Annotated in this window: 17 protein-coding genes; 9 read left to right on the forward strand and 8 right to left on the reverse strand. The window is 67.5% G+C overall.

Annotation, left to right across the window (positions count from 1 at the left end; translation table 11 throughout):
* Position 1: 1 nt before the first annotated feature.
* Positions 2-544 carry a hypothetical protein gene (locus EV648_RS27240; RefSeq protein WP_132297616.1) on the forward strand — a complete coding sequence of 181 codons (543 nt, stop codon included), beginning with the start codon at positions 2-4 and terminating at the stop codon, positions 542-544.
* Here the strand turns inward: EV648_RS27240 and EV648_RS27245 are convergent.
* On the reverse strand, positions 535-1,512 hold the full coding sequence (locus EV648_RS27245) for a YafY family protein (protein WP_132297619.1): 978 nt from the start codon (positions 1,510-1,512) through the stop codon (positions 535-537). The two genes, EV648_RS27240 and EV648_RS27245, sit on opposite strands and share 10 nt — an antisense overlap.
* Positions 1,513-1,596: 84 nt before the next feature.
* Between EV648_RS27245 and EV648_RS27250 the strand changes: the two genes are divergently transcribed.
* Positions 1,597-2,160 (forward strand): TIGR03086 family metal-binding protein, encoded by a 564-nt coding sequence (locus tag EV648_RS27250; protein ID WP_241995633.1) that lies wholly within the window; start codon positions 1,597-1,599, stop codon positions 2,158-2,160.
* 20 nt (positions 2,161-2,180) lie between these two features.
* Here the strand turns inward: EV648_RS27250 and EV648_RS27255 are convergent, their stop codons facing one another.
* The 3 genes from EV648_RS27255 to EV648_RS27265 are packed head-to-tail and all read right to left on the reverse strand — an operon-like array spanning position 2,181 to position 5,345.
* Positions 2,181-2,936 (reverse strand): SDR family oxidoreductase, encoded by a 756-nt coding sequence (locus EV648_RS27255; protein ID WP_132297622.1) that lies wholly within the window; start codon positions 2,934-2,936, stop codon positions 2,181-2,183.
* Positions 2,936-4,156: an acetyl-CoA C-acetyltransferase gene (locus EV648_RS27260; RefSeq protein WP_132297625.1), complete on the reverse strand. Its 1,221-nt coding sequence runs from the start codon at positions 4,154-4,156 to the stop codon at positions 2,936-2,938. Before EV648_RS27260 ends, EV648_RS27255 begins: the two co-directional genes overlap by 1 nt.
* A gap of 43 nt (positions 4,157-4,199) precedes the next feature.
* A complete protein-coding gene (locus EV648_RS27265; protein WP_132297628.1) occupies positions 4,200-5,345 on the reverse strand; it encodes an acyl-CoA dehydrogenase family protein in 1,146 nt (381 codons plus the stop codon).
* A 74-nt stretch (positions 5,346-5,419) separates the two neighbouring features.
* Here EV648_RS27265 and EV648_RS27270 point away from each other — a divergent pair, with 74 nt between their 5' ends.
* Complete coding sequence (locus EV648_RS27270; RefSeq protein ID WP_132297631.1) at positions 5,420-6,019, forward strand: TetR/AcrR family transcriptional regulator; 600 nt, start codon at positions 5,420-5,422, stop codon at positions 6,017-6,019.
* 158 nt (positions 6,020-6,177) lie between these two features.
* Here the strand turns inward: EV648_RS27270 and EV648_RS27275 are convergent, their stop codons facing one another.
* Positions 6,178-6,735, reverse strand: coding sequence for a YceI family protein (locus EV648_RS27275; protein WP_132297634.1), 558 nt, complete (start codon positions 6,733-6,735; stop codon positions 6,178-6,180).
* 132 nt (positions 6,736-6,867) lie between these two features.
* On the opposite strand from EV648_RS27275, the gene EV648_RS27280 reads away from it, so the two are divergent.
* Together EV648_RS27280 and EV648_RS27285 are read left to right on the forward strand one after the other, a co-directional pair.
* Complete coding sequence (locus tag EV648_RS27280) at positions 6,868-7,326, forward strand: MarR family winged helix-turn-helix transcriptional regulator (RefSeq protein ID WP_132297779.1); 459 nt, start codon at positions 6,868-6,870, stop codon at positions 7,324-7,326.
* A gap of 47 nt (positions 7,327-7,373) precedes the next feature.
* Complete coding sequence (locus EV648_RS27285; RefSeq protein ID WP_132297637.1) at positions 7,374-7,763, forward strand: GDSL-type esterase/lipase family protein; 390 nt, start codon at positions 7,374-7,376, stop codon at positions 7,761-7,763.
* Here the strand turns inward: EV648_RS27285 and EV648_RS27290 are convergent.
* Entirely contained in the window at positions 7,741-9,111 is a 1,371-nt protein-coding gene (locus EV648_RS27290; RefSeq protein WP_132297640.1) for an NAD(P)/FAD-dependent oxidoreductase, read from the reverse strand. The genes EV648_RS27285 and EV648_RS27290 overlap by 23 nt on opposite strands.
* A 126-nt stretch (positions 9,112-9,237) precedes the next feature.
* Here EV648_RS27290 and EV648_RS27295 point away from each other — a divergent pair, with 126 nt between their 5' ends.
* The 3 genes from EV648_RS27295 (at position 9,238) to EV648_RS27305 (ending at position 11,709) form a co-directional block, all read left to right on the forward strand.
* Positions 9,238-9,687 carry a MarR family winged helix-turn-helix transcriptional regulator gene (locus EV648_RS27295; RefSeq protein WP_199234847.1) on the forward strand — a complete coding sequence of 150 codons (450 nt, stop codon included), beginning with the start codon at positions 9,238-9,240 and terminating at the stop codon, positions 9,685-9,687.
* Positions 9,688-9,807: 120 nt separating this feature from the next.
* Complete coding sequence (locus tag EV648_RS27300; protein WP_132297643.1) at positions 9,808-10,203, forward strand: VOC family protein; 396 nt, start codon at positions 9,808-9,810, stop codon at positions 10,201-10,203.
* Between the two features lie 201 nt (positions 10,204-10,404).
* Positions 10,405-11,709: a M48 family metallopeptidase gene (locus EV648_RS27305; protein ID WP_132297646.1), complete on the forward strand. Its 1,305-nt coding sequence runs from the start codon at positions 10,405-10,407 to the stop codon at positions 11,707-11,709.
* 57 nt (positions 11,710-11,766) lie between these two features.
* On the opposite strand, the gene ettA is transcribed toward EV648_RS27305, so the two are convergent.
* Both ettA and EV648_RS27315 read right to left on the reverse strand, forming a co-directional pair.
* Entirely contained in the window at positions 11,767-13,449 is a 1,683-nt protein-coding gene (ettA, locus tag EV648_RS27310; protein WP_132297649.1) for an energy-dependent translational throttle protein EttA, read from the reverse strand.
* Positions 13,450-13,830: 381 nt separating this feature from the next.
* Positions 13,831-14,352 (reverse strand): single-stranded DNA-binding protein, encoded by a 522-nt coding sequence (locus EV648_RS27315; RefSeq protein ID WP_132297651.1) that lies wholly within the window; start codon positions 14,350-14,352, stop codon positions 13,831-13,833.
* 224 nt (positions 14,353-14,576) lie between these two features.
* Between EV648_RS27315 and EV648_RS27320 the strand changes: the two genes are divergently transcribed.
* Positions 14,577-15,224, forward strand: a complete 648-nt coding sequence (locus tag EV648_RS27320; protein WP_241995634.1) for an SRPBCC family protein — start codon at positions 14,577-14,579, stop codon at positions 15,222-15,224.
* The last annotated feature ends 55 nt before the right edge of the window (positions 15,225-15,279 follow it).

Here is a 15,279-nt window from a genome sequence, read left to right on the forward strand (position 1 = left end):
CATGACTGATGTAACCAGGACTTCACCGGCCGAGAGGTTGGCCGGACTGATGGTGTCGGACGGGCCGCGGGAAGGGTTCGCCGAGGCGTTCGCGCCGTTCGCGCCGCTGATCGGCAGCTGGGATCTCGAGGTCAAGTGGTACGACGACGCGGGCGAGGTGGTGCGCGAGACCAAGGGCGAGTGGCACTTCGCGTGGGCTCTGGACGGGCGGGCGGTCGCGGACATCTGGATCACGCCGAGCCGTGCGCAGCGGGCGGTGGACGGCGACGGCGAGTGGGGGCTCACCATCCGGCTCCATGACCCCGAGCTCGGCGCCTTCCGCTCGACCTGGATGGGCCCCAAGCACGCGATGGTGATGACCTTCATCGGTCACCCAGGCGCCAACTCCATCACCCTGGAGGCCCGCGAACCCAAGTCCGCCAAGACCCGCTGGATCTTCACCGACATCACCCCCACCGGCTTCCACTGGCGCAACGAAGACGAAGCTGCCGACGGCACCATCACCGTCCGTCAGCGCTTCACCGCCACCCGCTCTCAGCTGTAGACCTCGACGGCGGCTGTGGCGAGGCGGAGGAGTTCGGCGCGCAGGTCTGGCGGCTGCAGGACCTCGACGTCTCCACCGAAGCCCAGGAGCACCCCGCAGGCTGCTTCTCGAACGCGGAAGCGCAGTGCCACGTGAGGCCAGACGTCGGCGGGGGCTGGAACGTCGCGGGCTTGCTCGCCCTTGGCCAGCATCGGGGTTGCCACACGTCTGACCAGCTCGGCTCGCTCCGGGCGGACTCGGACAACCACGTCGACCCCGGCAGGCAGGCTTCGCTCGAGTCCGGAGCGGAGGCGTTGCCACTCCGCCTGGAGGTCCAGGTCGGCAGGCCTGGCTGCCGGCTCCGCCCGTACGTCGATCTGCTGGATCCGCGACACCCGGTACATCCGGGCCACCCCGCGATGCGCGGCCACCAGGTACCACCGCCCCGCCTGTTCCACGAGCCCCCAGGGGTCGACGGTACGACGTACCGGGCGTCCTGCCGTCGCCGACGCATACCGCACGGACACTCTGCGGCGGGTCACCACAGCCTTCCGGAGCGCGGGTAGTGCACCGACCTCCTCGGCGTCGGCGAACCACCGTCGCCGGTCCACCACGATCGCTTCCGACAGGGCCTCGGCGTCGTCCTGCAGTTGCAGCGGCAGGGTGGACGACAGTTTGCCCATCGCGGACTGCAGCGCGTCCCGCAGCCCGAGCTCCTCCGACAGCGAGGCCCGGCCGGACCACGCGAACAACGCCTGCGCCTCGCGCGGAGTCAGCCCGCTCACGTCGGCCCGGTAGCCCGGCAGGAGCACGCACCCACCGTTGCGCCCGCGCTCGGTGTAGACCGGGACACCGGCGGCCGACAACGCCTCCATGTCGCGCATCACGGTGCGCGTGGATACCTCGAGCCGCTCGGCCAGCTCGCGAGCGCTCAGCCGGGGATGCCGTTGCAGCAACAGGATGATCTGCAGCAATCGGTCGGCTCTCATGCCGAGATGATGCCAGGAATACACGACAGAAGATGTCGTATATAGCACGCGAGAGTGGTTCCGACACCTACTACTGGAGGAATCGTGACGGACCCACGCCCGATGCTCGTGCTCGCCCTGGACCAGACCCAGGCCATGATCGACACCATCGGCGCCGACGACCTGGACCTGCCGACGCCGTGCCCGGAGTACGACGTCCGCACCCTGCTGGGCCACCTGATGACCGTGGTCGGCCGCATCGACCTGGCACTGACCGGGAACGACCCGCTGTCGATCCCGACGGTGACGCCTGGCGTGACGGACTTCCCGACCACCTGGAAGGAGCGCCGGGCGACTCTCGACGAGACGCTTTCCGACGGGTCGGTGCTCGGCCGCACCTGCAAGCTGCCCTGGGGAACCCTGCCGGGCGCCGCCGCCATCGCCGCCTACACCGGAGAGCTCACCACGCACTCGTGGGACCTCGCCAAGGCGACCGGCCGCACCGACCTCCTGGACGACTCGCTGGCCGAGTACTGCCTGCCGCTGGTCCAGCAGTTCATCCCGGCCGAGCCCCGAGGCGGCCACATCCCCTTCGGGCCCGTAGTACAGGTCGCGGACGAGGCACCGGCGTACGACCGGCTGGTCGCCTGGGAGGGCCGCAAGCCCTAGCCCGTCGCAAGCCCTGGGAGCTAGCTGACCATGCCTCCGTTGAGGGTCAGGCCGCCATCGATGGTGATGGTCTGACCCGTGATCCAGGAGGCCTCGTCGGACAACAGGAACCAGACCAGCGACGCGACGTCCTCGGGCCGGCCGAGCCGCTTCAGCGGGTACGTCGCCGCCACCTTGTCCTCGCGTCCTTCGTACAGAGCACCGGCGAACTTGGTCTTCACCACCGCGGGCGCGACCGCGTTGATCCGGATCGCCGGTGCCAGTTCCACCGCCAGTTCGGTGGTCACCCGGGACAGCATCGCCTTGGTCGCGCCGTACCAGCCGATGCCGGGTGACGGCGCCAGGCCCGCCACCGACGACAGGTTGACCACAGCACCGCCGTGCACGCCCATCCAGGCATCGCGGCAGGCCTTGACCCAGGCGATGGTCGCCAGCACGTTCGTGTCGACCATCTTGGCCGCCACCGCACTGTCGACGTCGAGCAGCGAGCCGTAGATCGGGTTGATGCCCGTGTTGTTCACCAGCAGATCGACAGACCCGTAGGTCGCCACTGCGGCGGCTACGACACTCGCCCGGTGCTCAGGGTCGGCAGCCTTGCCCTGAACGGCCATCGCGTACTCCCGGCCGCCCAGGGACTCCACTGCGTCGTCCAACGTCTCCTGGGTGCGACCGGTGATCACCACGCGAGCGCCATCGGCCACCAGACGCTTGGCGATCGCAAGCCCGATACCCCGGGACGCGCCGGTGACGATCGCCGTACGGTCCTTGAGGCTCATCAGCTGAGGCGCTCGAGGACGACTGCCATGCCCTGGCCGCCGCCGACGCACATGGTCTCGAGGCCGAACTGCTTGTCCTCGAACTGCAGGCCGTTCACCAGCGTGGTCATGATCCGGGCGCCGGTGGAGCCGAACGGGTGCCCGAGCGCGATCGCGCCGCCGTGCACGTTCAGCCGGTCCTCCTGGATGCCCAGCTCGCGGGCCGAACCGATCACCTGGACCGCGAAGGCCTCGTTGATCTCGACCAGGTCGATGTCGTTGATGCTCATCCCGGCGCGGGCGAGCGCTTGCTTGCTGGCCTCGATCGGTCCCAGGCCCATGACCTCCGGCGAGAGGCCGCTGACACCGGTCGAGACGATCCGCGCCAGCGGGGTCAGGCCGAGCTCACGAGCCTTGGTGTCGCTCATGATCACCACGGCCGCGGCGCCGTCGTTCAGCGGGCAGCAGTTGCCGGCGGTGACGGTGCCGTCGGGCCGGAACACCGGCTGCAACTGGCTCACCTTCTCCAGCGTCGTGCCCGCCCGCGGACCGTCGTCCTTGCTGACGACCGTGCCGTCCGGCAGCGTCACCGGGGTGATCTCGCGCTCGAAGAAACCGTTGTTGATCGCCTGCTCGGCCAGGTTCTGCGAGCGGACGCCGAACGCGTCCTGGTCGGCCCGGGTGATCCCCTTGAGCGTCGCCACGTTCTCCGCGGTCTGGCCCATCGAGATGTAGACGTCCGGGATCAGGCCGTCCTCGCGCGGGTCGTGCCAGGTGTCGTTGGTCTCGGCGTACTTCTCGGTGCGCTGGACCGCGTCCGCGAAGACGGTGTTGAACGAGCTCGGGTCGCCCACGCCGGCCGACCCGAAGTTCTTGTACCGCGAGACGCACTCGACGCCGGCGCTCACGAAGATGTCGCCCTCACCGGACTTGATCGCGTGGAACGCCATCCGCGCGGTCTGGGTCGACGACGCGCAGAACCGGTTGACCGTGGTGGCCGGGGTGTTGTCCCAGCCGAGCTGTACCGCGATCCGGCGGGCCATGTTGCCGCCGTGCTCGTCGTGCGGCTCGGCGCAGCCGACCATCAGGTCCTCGATCTGGTCACCGGTGAGACCGGCCTTCTCGATCGCGGCCTGGATCATCTGCACGGCCAGGTCGTCCGGCCGGATGTCCTTCAGCGAACCCTTGTAGGCCCGGCCGATCGGCGACCGCGCGGTGGAGACGATGACTGCTTCAGGCATTTCCGGCCTTCCTTGGATGGTTGCTATGGGCCCGGCAGAGGTCCTACAGACCGAGGTCGCGGCCGATGAGTTCCTTCATGATCTCGTTCGAGCCGGCCCAGATCTTGGTCACCCGGGCGTCCCGCCAGGCCCGCGCGACGCGGTACTCGTTCATGTAGCCGTAGCCGCCGTGCAGCTGGACGCACGCGTCCAGGATCTCGTTCTGGACGTGCGCGCTCCACCACTTCGCCTTCGCCGCGTCGACCGCGGACAGCCGGTCCTCGTCGTGCGCGACGATCGCGTTGTCGACGTAGGCCTGGGTCACCTCGGCCTTGGTGACGAGCTCGGCGATCAGGAACTTGTTGTACTGGAACGAGCCGACCGACTGCCCGAAGGCCTTGCGCTGCTTCACGTAGTCGACGGTCTCGTCGAGGATCTGGATCGCGTGCGCGATGTTCGACACCGCCGCGCCGACCCGCTCCTGGGCCAGCCGCTCCATCATGTGGATGAAGCCGCGGTCGACCTCGCCGAGCACGTTCTCGTCCGGCACGAAGACGTCGGAGAAGAAGAGTTCCGACGTACCGGACTCGGTCTGGCCGACCTTGTCCAGCTTGCGGCCGCGGGCGAAGCCCTCCATGCCCTCCTCGATCACGAACAGCGTGATGCCCTTGGCGCCCTTGCTCGGGTCGGTCCGGGCCGCGGTGATGACGAGGTCGGCCATGTCGCCGTTGGTGATGAAGGTCTTGGAACCGTTCATCACCCAGCCGCCGTCGGCCTTCTTCGCGGTCGTCTTCAGCGCGGCCAGGTCGGACCCGCCGGACGGCTCGGTCATCCCGATCGCGGCGACCAGCTCGCCGGAGCAGAACTTCGGCAGCCAGCGCTGCTTCTGCTCCTCGGTGCCCAGATCGACCAGGTACGGCGCGGCGCAGTCGAAGTGGATGCCGAAACAGCTCGACAGCGAGGCTGAGACCTTCGACACCTCCTCGGCGAACACCGCGTTGAAGCGGTAGTCCCCGACGCTCGACCCGCCGTACTCCGCCGGGACGTCGAGCCCGAGGAAACCCTGCTTGCCGGCTTCGAGCCAGGCAGCCCGGTCGATCGTCTTCTCCTCGAGGAACTGCTCCATCCGCGGCACCAGCGAGCGGTCGGCGTACTCCTTCGCGCTGGCCCGGAAAGCGTCGTGGTCCTCGTTGAAGATGATGCGCTGCATCCTTGGGCCTCCCGAGATTGAGACGAATCGCTAAGCGCTTGCTTAGCTTGGCGAATCTGAGGCAGGGTGTCAACGTGTCCGCAGTCACCAGTCCCCTCGTCTGGGAGCATGTCCAGCCCGCCGCGGCCAGGCGGCTGCTCACCGGCGCCATCGACGCCTTCGCCGAGCGCGGCTTCCAGGCCACGACCACGCGGGACATCGCCTCCCGCGCCGGGATGAGCCCGGCCGCGCTCTACGTGCACTACCCCTCGAAGGAACGCCTCCTGTTCGAGATCAGCCTGTACGGCCACCGCGCCGCGCTCGACGTACTCCGGGCAGCCGACACGGGTGACTCGCCGCGGGACCGGCTGGCGGGGATGGTGTCGGCGTTCACCACCTGGCACGCCGAGCACCACACGATCGCCCGGGTGGTTCAGTACGAACTGGCCGCGCTGACGCCGGAGCACCTGGCCGAGGTGGCGACGATCCGGCGGGCGATCTCCACCCAGATCGAGCAGGCTCTCACCGACGGCGTCAGCGACGGATCCTTCGCGGTCGAGGATCTCCCCGGCACGACGCTGGCGATCCTGTCGCTGTCGATCGACGTCGCCCGCTGGTACTCCCCCACCCGCCGCGACCCGGCCGGCCTCGGCGTCCTGTACGCCGACCTCGCGCTCCGGATGGTCCAGTCGTAGCCCCCGGACATGCCGAAGGCCCCGCGCTTCCCCTCGAAGGGGAGGCACGGGGCCTTTTCGGATCATCCTCGGCGCCGGTGGACCGGCGTACGAGTCGACCTGTCGCCGGCGGACCGGCGTACGGGGTCAGATCTCTCGCCGGCGGACCGGCGAAGGGGTCAGACCTGCAGGGCGGCCTGGACGTCCAGGTGGATGTCGACCTTGTCACCGATCAGCAGCTTGCCACCCTCGAGCGGCACGTTGAAGTCGATGCCCCAGTCCTTGCGGCTGATCGAGGCGGAGGCCTCGAAGCCGATGATCGCCTGGCCGTACGCGTTCTGCTCGGCGCCGAGGAACTCGACGGCGAACTCGATCGGCTTGGTGACGTCCTTGATGGTCAGCTCGCCGGCCAGGATGTAGTCGTCACCCTCGCTCTTCAGCGCGGTGCTGGTGAAGGACATCTTCGGGCTGTTCTCGGCGTCGAAGAAGTCACCGGAGCGCAGGTGACCGTCACGCTGAGCGTTGCGGGTGTGCACGGAACCAAGCTCGACGCTGACGTTGGCGGTCGAGTCCTCGAGCGAGTCCTTGACGACGATCTCGCCGCTGAAGTCCTCGAAGGTCCCGCGGACCTTGGTCATCAGGTGACGGACGGTGAAGCCGATCTCGGTGTGCGCGACATCGAGGGCGTAGGTGCCGGCCACCAGGCCGGGAATGGTGGTGGTTGCGGTCTCGCTCATGGGGTCCTCTCGGAAGTGAAGCAGATGGGGGCGACGCGATCTCTGGAAAGAAGTTAAAACTTCAACCGTCTGACCAGTAGACAAGAACTGTTTAAAAGTCAATTACATTCCCGGTACACTGTCCCCGTGACGATGACGACTGGGACCCGGTGGCTTGACTCCGAGCAGCAGGTGGCGTGGCGCGCGTACCTGCTGGGCACTGCGCGCCTGATGGCGAAACTCGACGACGACCTCCGTCAGTTCGGCCTGGGCATCAATGACTACGAGATCCTGGTCCGGCTGTCCGAGGCGCCCGAACGACGCCTCCGGATGGCCGAGCTCGCCGACCGGCTGCACCAGAGCCGCTCCCGGCTGACCCACACGGTGGGCCGGCTCGAGGCCTCGGAACTGGTCCGTCGGACCTCCTGCAAGAGCGACAAGCGGGGTGTCTGGGCCGAGCTCACCGACGCCGGCTTCTCGCTGCTCGAGCAGGCGGCGCCGTACCACGTGGACGGCGTCCGGGAGAACCTCGTCAACCTCGCCTCACCCGAGGACTTCGCCGCCATCGGCCGGGTCTTCGACGCTGTCTCCGAACACATCGGACAACGCTGAGCACTGACAACCCCATTCCCGCGGCTCAGGCCGACGGGCTCTTGCACATGCCTGATAGCGAACGGCTTGGGCGGGAGTTGCTGGGGATGGGTGAGCTGGTCGTGTTCCAGGGGGACTCGATCACGCACGGTGGGCGCGGGGAGACCGAGGATCCGAATCACGTCCTCGGGCACTCCTACCCGTTCCTGATCGCCGCCGAGGCGGGTGCGACCCACCCGGACCTCGGCCGGCGCTTCGTGAACCGCGGGATCAGCGGCCACACTCTCGCCGCGATGACCGCCCGCTGGCAGCGGGACGTGCTCGACCTGCGCCCCGATGTCCTGAGCATCCTGATCGGGGTCAACGATGTCGGCAGCGGGTCCTGGCCGACACCTGGATCGCCGCGGTCACCCGTACGGCGTAACGCAGTACGGGTCAGTTCGCCAGCGGCGGGGTGATCTCGAACGCGGCCTCGTCGCGATCGGCGCCGCGGTAGGCGAGCATCGAGTCGCGCATCCGGCGCTTGACCGGCGGCAGGTGGTTGACGGTCCGCATCGCCGTGCGCATCCCGGCGAGGACGACCCGGCCGACGACCGGCTTGTGCATCGGGTCGCTCGCGCTCATCTGCGCCTTCGACTTGATCACCGCGTCGAATCCGTACTCGATCATCTTCGCCTCGTACTCGCCGACCGCCTCGAGCAACTGCGCGCGGCCGTCCCGTACTTCGATCAGCTTGCGGCACAGGAGCATCGCATCGCGGAGCGCGGTGTTCGCTCCGACGCCGCGGCCGGGCGTCATCGTGTGGATGGCGTCGCCGAGCAGGGTCACGTTCGTGGTCTGCCACGGGTCGAGCGGGACGGAGGTCCAGATGTTCACGGGGAAGCAGGTGCCCGGATCTGTCAGCTCGAACAGCCTGCGCAGATTCGGGTGCCAGCCCGGCGTCATGTTCAGTGCGAGGTCGATCAACTCCTGCCCGCGTAGGTCCATCAGGTTGGCCGGCAGCTTGTCAGCCGACGCCGACAGACCCCAGTTGATGTAGTCGCGGGAGTTGTCGAACTGCAGGCCGGGCCACTGCCGGATCAGCTCCTCGGTGTTGCCGCCGATGCCCTGCTTCACATTGCCGTCGCGGTCCCACTGGAACTCCATCACGTGCAGGATGCAGGCCAACCCGTGCGGGGCGTTCACCATCGAGATGCCCTCGAATACCTTCGGGGGAACGAGTTTCGCGCTCTCCTCGGTGAGTGCCAGCTTGCCGGCGATCGCGATGATCCCGGTCTCCTCGGTCTTCGCCTGCGGCAGATACTGCCGCCGTACGCGAGAGCCCGACCCGTCCGCCGCGACCAGCAGCTCGCCGGTGGCCGTCGTACCGTCCGCGAAGTACGCCGTGACTCCCCCGTCGTCCGCGTGCTGCTCGTAGCGGACGAACTCCTTGCCGAAGTGGACCACGTCGTCGAGGCCGGTGAGGAGGACCTGGCGGAGCGTCATCCGGCTGATCGACTTCTCGCTCTCCACCGGATCGGTCGAGGGCGGGATGTCGAGCGAAAGGACCTCCTTGAAGTCCTCGGTCAGCATGTTGAAGTACTTCGGGTCGCGGGCGCGGGTGGCCACGAACGTGTCGTAAAGGTCCTTCGGCAGCAACGCGCTGAGCGCGCGACTGCCGTCGGGGTCGATCCCGACGCGATAGCCGTGCAGGCCGTCGGTGCGGAGCGCGTCCCGCTCGAACACGGCCGCCTCGACACCTGCCCGCGTCAGCCCGTGCGCCAGCGCGAGTCCGCCAGTCCCTCCACCGATCACCAGCACCTTCATCGTTCCGCCCTCCACTAAAATCAGTTCTCTCGGTTGTTCAAGTATCTCGTGGATCCGAGTATCTTGGGAATCCGAGAGAAATGCAAGGACCGTCGTGTCCGGGGTGTCGTGAACGTGGAGGTCGTGATGAGCACCAGAGAAGAACTCAGCGCCGAGCTGCAGGAGCGGATGATCCGCTTCATCGCCGACGTGATCCTGTTCAACCACGCCGTCTCGGCGAAGGTCGGCCTGGGCGCGAGCGACTCCCAGTTCATGACGCTCCTCCAGTCCTACGGCCCACTCACACCCCGGCAACTCTCCGAACACACCGGCCTCACCTCAGGCACAGTCACCGGCGTCATCGACCGCCTGGAGTCCCTAGGCCTCATCACCCGCCAACCAGACCCCACCGACCGCCGCAAAGTCCTGGTGACCCCGTCCTACGAGGCAATCCAGGAGAAGCTCGCCCCCCTCTACGCCGAACAACGCGCTCGCATGCACACCATGCTCGCCACCCGAACCGACGAAGAACTCCGCACAATCTCCACCTTCCTAGCTGACGCAGTAACCGCCGCCCAGCCCCCCAAAGACATCTGACCGGCCGCAACCCTCCGCAGATCGCCAGTCAACTCAGGCCGCCAGCCGTCTGCTGGAAGGGCGCCTCGGCCCGACGCGGCTCGTGTGGAGCGGGCGCGGGAGTGGCGATAGCGTCAGGAGATGGATGGTCTGAAGATCGAAGCGACGTCGATAACCATCGCGACCCCGGATCCCCGAGCGCTGGCGGCCTTCTACTCCCGCCTCCTCGACCTCCCGGTCACCGTCGAGGAAGGCCCTCGCCCGGGCGAACCCGAGGCCGACGGCTGGGCCCAGATCCGCAACACCTCAGGTCCCACCCTCAACTTCGAATACGAACGTGTGTGGACCACCCCGATCTGGCCCAGCAAACGCGGCACCCAACACGCCACCCAGCACCTCGACATCCACGTCTCCGACCTGGAAGCCGCCACCACCCACGCCATCTACGCCGGCGCCACCCTCGCCCCCTACCAACCCCAAGAAACAGTCCGAGTCCTCTTCGACCCCTCCGGCCACCCCTTCTGCCTCTTCACCTGATCCCCACTCGACCGCGACAGATCCCCATCCGCGAGACCAGGCCTAGCCGATCACCAACCAACGTCGCTCTGCACCGGCCGACGACCTCGAACCCACAGGCCCTCTCCTGCCTCAGCCCAGGTCCGCAGGCCGTACCCCCTGCGTGCCTGCCTGTCGACGCGCTTCCTTCCGCTCTTGGTTTGTTGCCCACAGAATGTCCTGGTGTCGAACCAGAACCCCGGGCGATGCCCGGACTGTGAGGGTGAACTGTCGGTGGTCGACGGCGGGCAGCCGTGGTGTACCGCTTGCGAGTGGAACCTCACCGTCTACGATCCGCAGGTCTTGCCGCCACGCGGCTGGCTCTGGCTCGAGCGGTGGGGCCATGGCGTAGCCACTCGCCTCGACAACCGGCTGTTCACCGAGAACCACCGATCGCCGGCCGAACGATCTCACTGGACTGCTGCACGGGTGCTGCTGGTCGCGATCTCGACCGTCCTCGTCCTCACAGCCTTGGGCTGCCTGATCGTCGGAGGCATGCTCATGCTCCGCGACTTTCCCAGCATCTGGGTCGTCCCGGGGCTCGGGTTGATCCTGCTCGGAATCGTGCTGCGGCCGCGGTTCGGCCGTGGGCCACGCAAGAGGCACCGGCTGCGCAGGGAGCAGGCACCAGTCTTCTTCGCCCTGCTCGACGAGGTCGCATCGGCCGCGGGAGCGCCGGTCCCCGACTCGGTGGTCCTCGCATCGGAGTTCAATGCATCGATGGCACGCTACGGCCTGAGAGGTCATCATTCGCTCTCGATCGGAATCCCGCTCTGGCTCGTCCTGACGCCGCAGATGCGAGTCGCGCTGGTGGCTCACGAGGTTGGTCACCTGGTGAACGGTGATCCCAGCCGCGGGCTGTTGGTGGAGCCCGCGCTGAGCACCTTCCGGCGGTTCGCCGAGGCGACCGGCGCCGAGCGAACGTTGGGCTATGTCTTCGATGCCGACCGCGGCGGGAACCGAGGGATCGGGCAGCTTCTCTTCGAGTTGGTGCTCTGGGTGATCAGCCGGGTGTTCCTCCTGATCCACATCGGCCTCAGCGCGCTCGGCCTCCGCGAACACCAGCGCGCCGAGATTCGCGCGGATGCGGTGGCCGCACATGTCGCCGGCAGCGAGGCGCTGACAGCTCTGCTGGATCGCAGTGCCCTGTCCGACGTCATCACCACGGCCATCGGCCACGCAGCGGAGACGAAGCCGCCACTGCGCTGGTCCGAACTCGCGGACAGATTGCATCAAGGCCGCACAGCCGAGATGACCCAGTACCGCCAGTTGACCCAGCGCGGGACGAGTCTGTGGTCATCCCATCCGCCGCTCGGCTTACGCTCCAGCCTCGTCGAATCCTGGCCCCAGGAGGAGCCAACCGTTGCTCTGACCGCGTCGCAGTGGACCCAGATCGACGAAGAACTCCGCCCTTGGTACACCGCTGCGCACCGAGCCGTCCTGGGCGCACGCGACTATCGCCCAGACTCCGAGGCGACCATCCGCTGATTCAGCACAAGGGCCCACGACCGACGGGAGTCGGTGTGGGCCCTCTGAGGACTGTTGTCAGTCGCGGGTCAACTTGCGGTAGGTGACTCGGTGGGGGCGGGCTGCTTCGGCGCCGAGGCGTTCGATCTTGTTGGCCTCGTAGGCGGCGAAGTTGCCCTCGAACCAGAACCACTTGGACGGGTCGTCGTCGGTGCCTTCCCAGGCGAGGATGTGGGTCGCGACGCGGTCCAGGAACCACCGGTCGTGGGAGATCACCACGGCACAGCCCGGGAACTCGAGCAGCGCGTCCTCGAGCGACTGCAGCGTCTCGACGTCCAGGTCGTTGGTCGGCTCGTCGAGCAGCAACAGGTTGCCGCCCATCTTCAGCGTCAGGGCCAGGTTCAGCCGGTTCCGCTCACCACCCGACAGCACGCCGGTCGGCTTCTGCTGGTCCGGGCCCTTGAACCCGAACGACGCCACGTACGCGCGGCTCGGCATCTCGAAGTTCGCGACCTTGATGTAGTCGAGCTCGTCGGACACCTGCTGCCAGACCGTCTTCTTCGGGTCCAGCCCGCCACGCGACTGGTCGACGTACGAGATCCGGACCGTGTCGCCCAGCTTCAGGGTCCCGTTGTCCGGGGTCTCCTCGCCGACGATCATCCGGAACAGGGTCGACTTGCCGACGCCGTTCGGGCCGACGACACCGACGATGCCGGCGCGGGGCAGGGAGAAGCTCAGGCTGTCGATCAGCTTGCGATCGCCGAAGCCCTTCTCCAGCTTGTTCGCCTCCAGCACCGTGCTGCCCAGTCGCGGACCCGCCGGGATGTTGATCTCGTCGATGTCCAGCTTCTTCGAGCGCTCGGCCTCGGCCGCGAGCTCCTCGTACCGCGCGAGGCGGGACTTGCTCTTGGTCTGCCGGGCCTTCGCGTTCGACCGGACCCACTCGAGCTCGCGCTCCAGGATCTTCTGCCGCTTCGCGTCCTTGCGGCCCTCGACGACGAGCCGCTCCTGCTTGGTCTCCAGGTACTTCGAGTAGTTGCCCTCGTACCCGTACGTGCGGCCGCGGTCGAGCTCGAGGATCCACTCGGCGACGTTGTCCAGGAAGTACCGGTCGTGGGTGATCGCCAGGACGGCGCCCGGGTACTTCTGCAGGTGCTGCTCGAGCCATAGCACGGACTCGGCGTCCAGGTGGTTGGTGGGCTCGTCCAGAAGCAGCAGGTCGGGCTGCTGCAGGAGCAGCTTGCACAGCGCGACCCGGCGACGCTCACCACCGGACAGGTTGTCCACCAGCAAGTCCGGCGGCGGGCAACGCAACGCGTCCATCGCCTGCTCGAGCTGAGCATCGACGTCCCATGCGTTGCGGTGATCGAGCTCGGTCTGCAGGTCACCCATCTCGGCCAGCAGCGTGTCGTAGTCCGCGTCCGGATCGGCCAGCTCGGCGGAGATCTCGTTGAAGCGGTCGAGCTTCCTCTTGGTGTCGCCGACCCCTTCCTCGACGTTCTCCAGCACCGTCTTGCCCTCGGTCAGCGGAGGTTCCTGCAGCAGGATCCCTACCGTCGCACCCTCGGCCAGCCGCCCCTCGCCGTTCGAGGGCTGGTCCAGCCCCGCCATGATCTTGAACAGCGAGGACTTGCCGGTGCCGTTCGGCCCGACGACCCCGATCTTCGCGCCGGTCAGGAAGTTCAGCGTGACGTTGTCGAGAACGACCTTGTCGCCGTGCGCCTTCCGGACATTGCGAAGCGTGTAAATGAATTCCGCCATGCCCCAGAGCCTATGCGCTCGCCCCCTCCCAACCCCAACCGACCGTCCACGCGCTAACCCACACCAGTTCGCCCACCCCCACAACAAGCCACCGCCACCTCCGCACGCGCACCCCGCGGTGACCCGGCTCACACCTCATGGACCGGCGCGCCACCGGGCACACGTGGTGCCTACCCTCTGTGCCCGATCGCGCGTGCGACCAACACGGACCGCATGCCGCTGGCTGACCTCGTGCCGGCGGCCGTCTGTGTGCCCGGCCGTGTGGAGTGCGGCCGGCCATCACGTGGGCCGCCGCTGCCGAGGACGGCGCGGTACACGGTGGCGCTGAAGCCGGCCGGGCGCCGCGCGCATCTGCCCGCAGTACGACGGCCTGCAGGCCCTTCAGGCTGCTTGTTGTTCTGAGGGATCGGGAAGGGCGGCTAGTTCTTCTGCGGGGAAGGGGTGCGGTTCGTCTTCGGGGTGGTCGGTTTCGGCTTGGGTGGAGAGGTCTCGCATCTCGGCATCGAGGGTGGACGGGGCTTCGGGGAGTTGGGTCTGGGGTGGGTTCTTGGTGAAGGTGGTTCTGCCTCGGGTCAGATCGTGGCCGACAGAGAAGGCGTCGAGGACGGTGCGGCTCTTCGTCTGGCCTTCTTCGAGCCACTCCGTGGTCTTGAGGCGGCCGGTGACGACGACCGGTTGGCCTCGCCGCAGGGATTCGTTGACGTTCTCGGCGAGGGTCCGCCAGCACTCCACGGTGAACCAGGTGGTCGGCCGGTCGACCCAGGCCTGTTTGGTCCGGTCGTACTGGCGTGGGGTGGTTCCGAGCCGGAAGGAGGCCAGCGCCACCCGGCCCGAAACCTCCTTGAACTTGATGTCGCTGCCAACCCGGCCCTGCAGGGTCAGATAGGTCTCGCCGACGCTCATGTCACGCACCTTCCCTTCGGTCTCTTCTGTGCTGACACCAGAGAAGATGCACGTCTCGCACCCCGATTCCCGCTCCGACTTCGAAACCTGGGGACAACTCGCTATCTCAGCCTTGACTTATATAAGCGGAACCCGGCAGTCTAGGTCCCGATCAGGCCATGTACCCCGGACCGCCCGGCGCTGAGGCGTCCGCAGGCGAGAGCCGTCCGAAGAGAGGGAAGACAGTGATCGACATCCTCGAGCAGATCAACGCGATCCATCGCCAGGTCAGTCAGACCGGTGAAGAGGTCCGCGTGGTGCTCCAGCGCACCTACCAGGCAGAGGTCGAGGAGGTCTGGGACGCGCTCACCGATCCCGAACGGATGCGCCGCTGGTTCATGCCGATCACCGGCGAACTGAAGGTCGGCGGCAGCTTCCAGCTCCAGGGCAACGCCGGCGGCGAGATCCTCGAGTGCGAGCCGCCGGAGCGGTTCAAGGTCACCTTCGGCGGGCCTGCCAGCATCGTCGAGATCAAGCTGACGCCGGGACCGGGCGAGACGACCAACCTCAAGATGGACCACTCGGTGCCCGCGGACTTCGGCGGTGCCGGCGGCGCGCTGTACGTCGGCCCCGGCTGGGACGGCGGTCTGATGGGCCTCGCGCTCTACCTCGACGGGAAGATCACCGAGGACATCGACCCGACCGAGATGGCCAACTCCCCCGAGGTCATCGAGTTCGGCAAGTACTCGATCCGCGCCTGGCTCAAGGTCGTCCGCGAATCAGGCCTGATCAGCGACGAGGAAGTCCAAGCAGCCGCCGAGGCCTCCGTCGCCCAGTTCACCCCCGGCACCTCAGTAGAAGACATCGACAACCTGGAAGACCCGCCCAAGTAACCCGCGCCCGTACTGCGGAACGGCCGACGCCCGGCGGCTCCGCAGTACGGGTTGA

This window comes from Kribbella sp. VKM Ac-2568 (assembly GCF_004345365.1).
Classification (GTDB): Bacteria; Actinomycetota; Actinomycetes; order Propionibacteriales; family Kribbellaceae; genus Kribbella; species Kribbella orskensis.

What these genes read in the sequence shown, in the direction of transcription:
- EV648_RS27280 (WP_132297779.1), top strand. Translation starts at nt 6,868, where the DNA reads ATGACGACTGGGACCCGGTGGCTTGACTCCGAGCAGCAGGTGGCGTGG.
- EV648_RS27315 (WP_132297651.1), bottom strand. Translation starts at nt 14,352, where the DNA reads ATGAGCGTCGGCGAGACCTATCTGACCCTGCAGGGCCGGGTTGGCAGC.
- EV648_RS27245 (WP_132297619.1), bottom strand. Translation starts at nt 1,512, where the DNA reads ATGAGAGCCGACCGATTGCTGCAGATCATCCTGTTGCTGCAACGGCAT.
- EV648_RS27265 (WP_132297628.1), bottom strand. Translation starts at nt 5,345, where the DNA reads ATGCAGCGCATCATCTTCAACGAGGACCACGACGCTTTCCGGGCCAGC.
- EV648_RS27255 (WP_132297622.1), bottom strand. Translation starts at nt 2,936, where the DNA reads ATGAGCCTCAAGGACCGTACGGCGATCGTCACCGGCGCGTCCCGGGGT.
- EV648_RS27295 (WP_199234847.1), top strand. Translation starts at nt 9,238, where the DNA reads ATGAGCACCAGAGAAGAACTCAGCGCCGAGCTGCAGGAGCGGATGATC.
- EV648_RS27260 (WP_132297625.1), bottom strand. Translation starts at nt 4,156, where the DNA reads ATGCCTGAAGCAGTCATCGTCTCCACCGCGCGGTCGCCGATCGGCCGG.
- EV648_RS27275 (WP_132297634.1), bottom strand. Translation starts at nt 6,735, where the DNA reads ATGAGCGAGACCGCAACCACCACCATTCCCGGCCTGGTGGCCGGCACC.
- EV648_RS27285 (WP_132297637.1), top strand. Translation starts at nt 7,374, where the DNA reads ATGCCTGATAGCGAACGGCTTGGGCGGGAGTTGCTGGGGATGGGTGAG.
- EV648_RS27300 (WP_132297643.1), top strand. Translation starts at nt 9,808, where the DNA reads ATGGATGGTCTGAAGATCGAAGCGACGTCGATAACCATCGCGACCCCG.
- ettA (WP_132297649.1), bottom strand. Translation starts at nt 13,449, where the DNA reads ATGGCGGAATTCATTTACACGCTTCGCAATGTCCGGAAGGCGCACGGC.
- EV648_RS27290 (WP_132297640.1), bottom strand. Translation starts at nt 9,111, where the DNA reads ATGAAGGTGCTGGTGATCGGTGGAGGGACTGGCGGACTCGCGCTGGCG.
- EV648_RS27240 (WP_132297616.1), top strand. Translation starts at nt 2, where the DNA reads ATGACTGATGTAACCAGGACTTCACCGGCCGAGAGGTTGGCCGGACTG.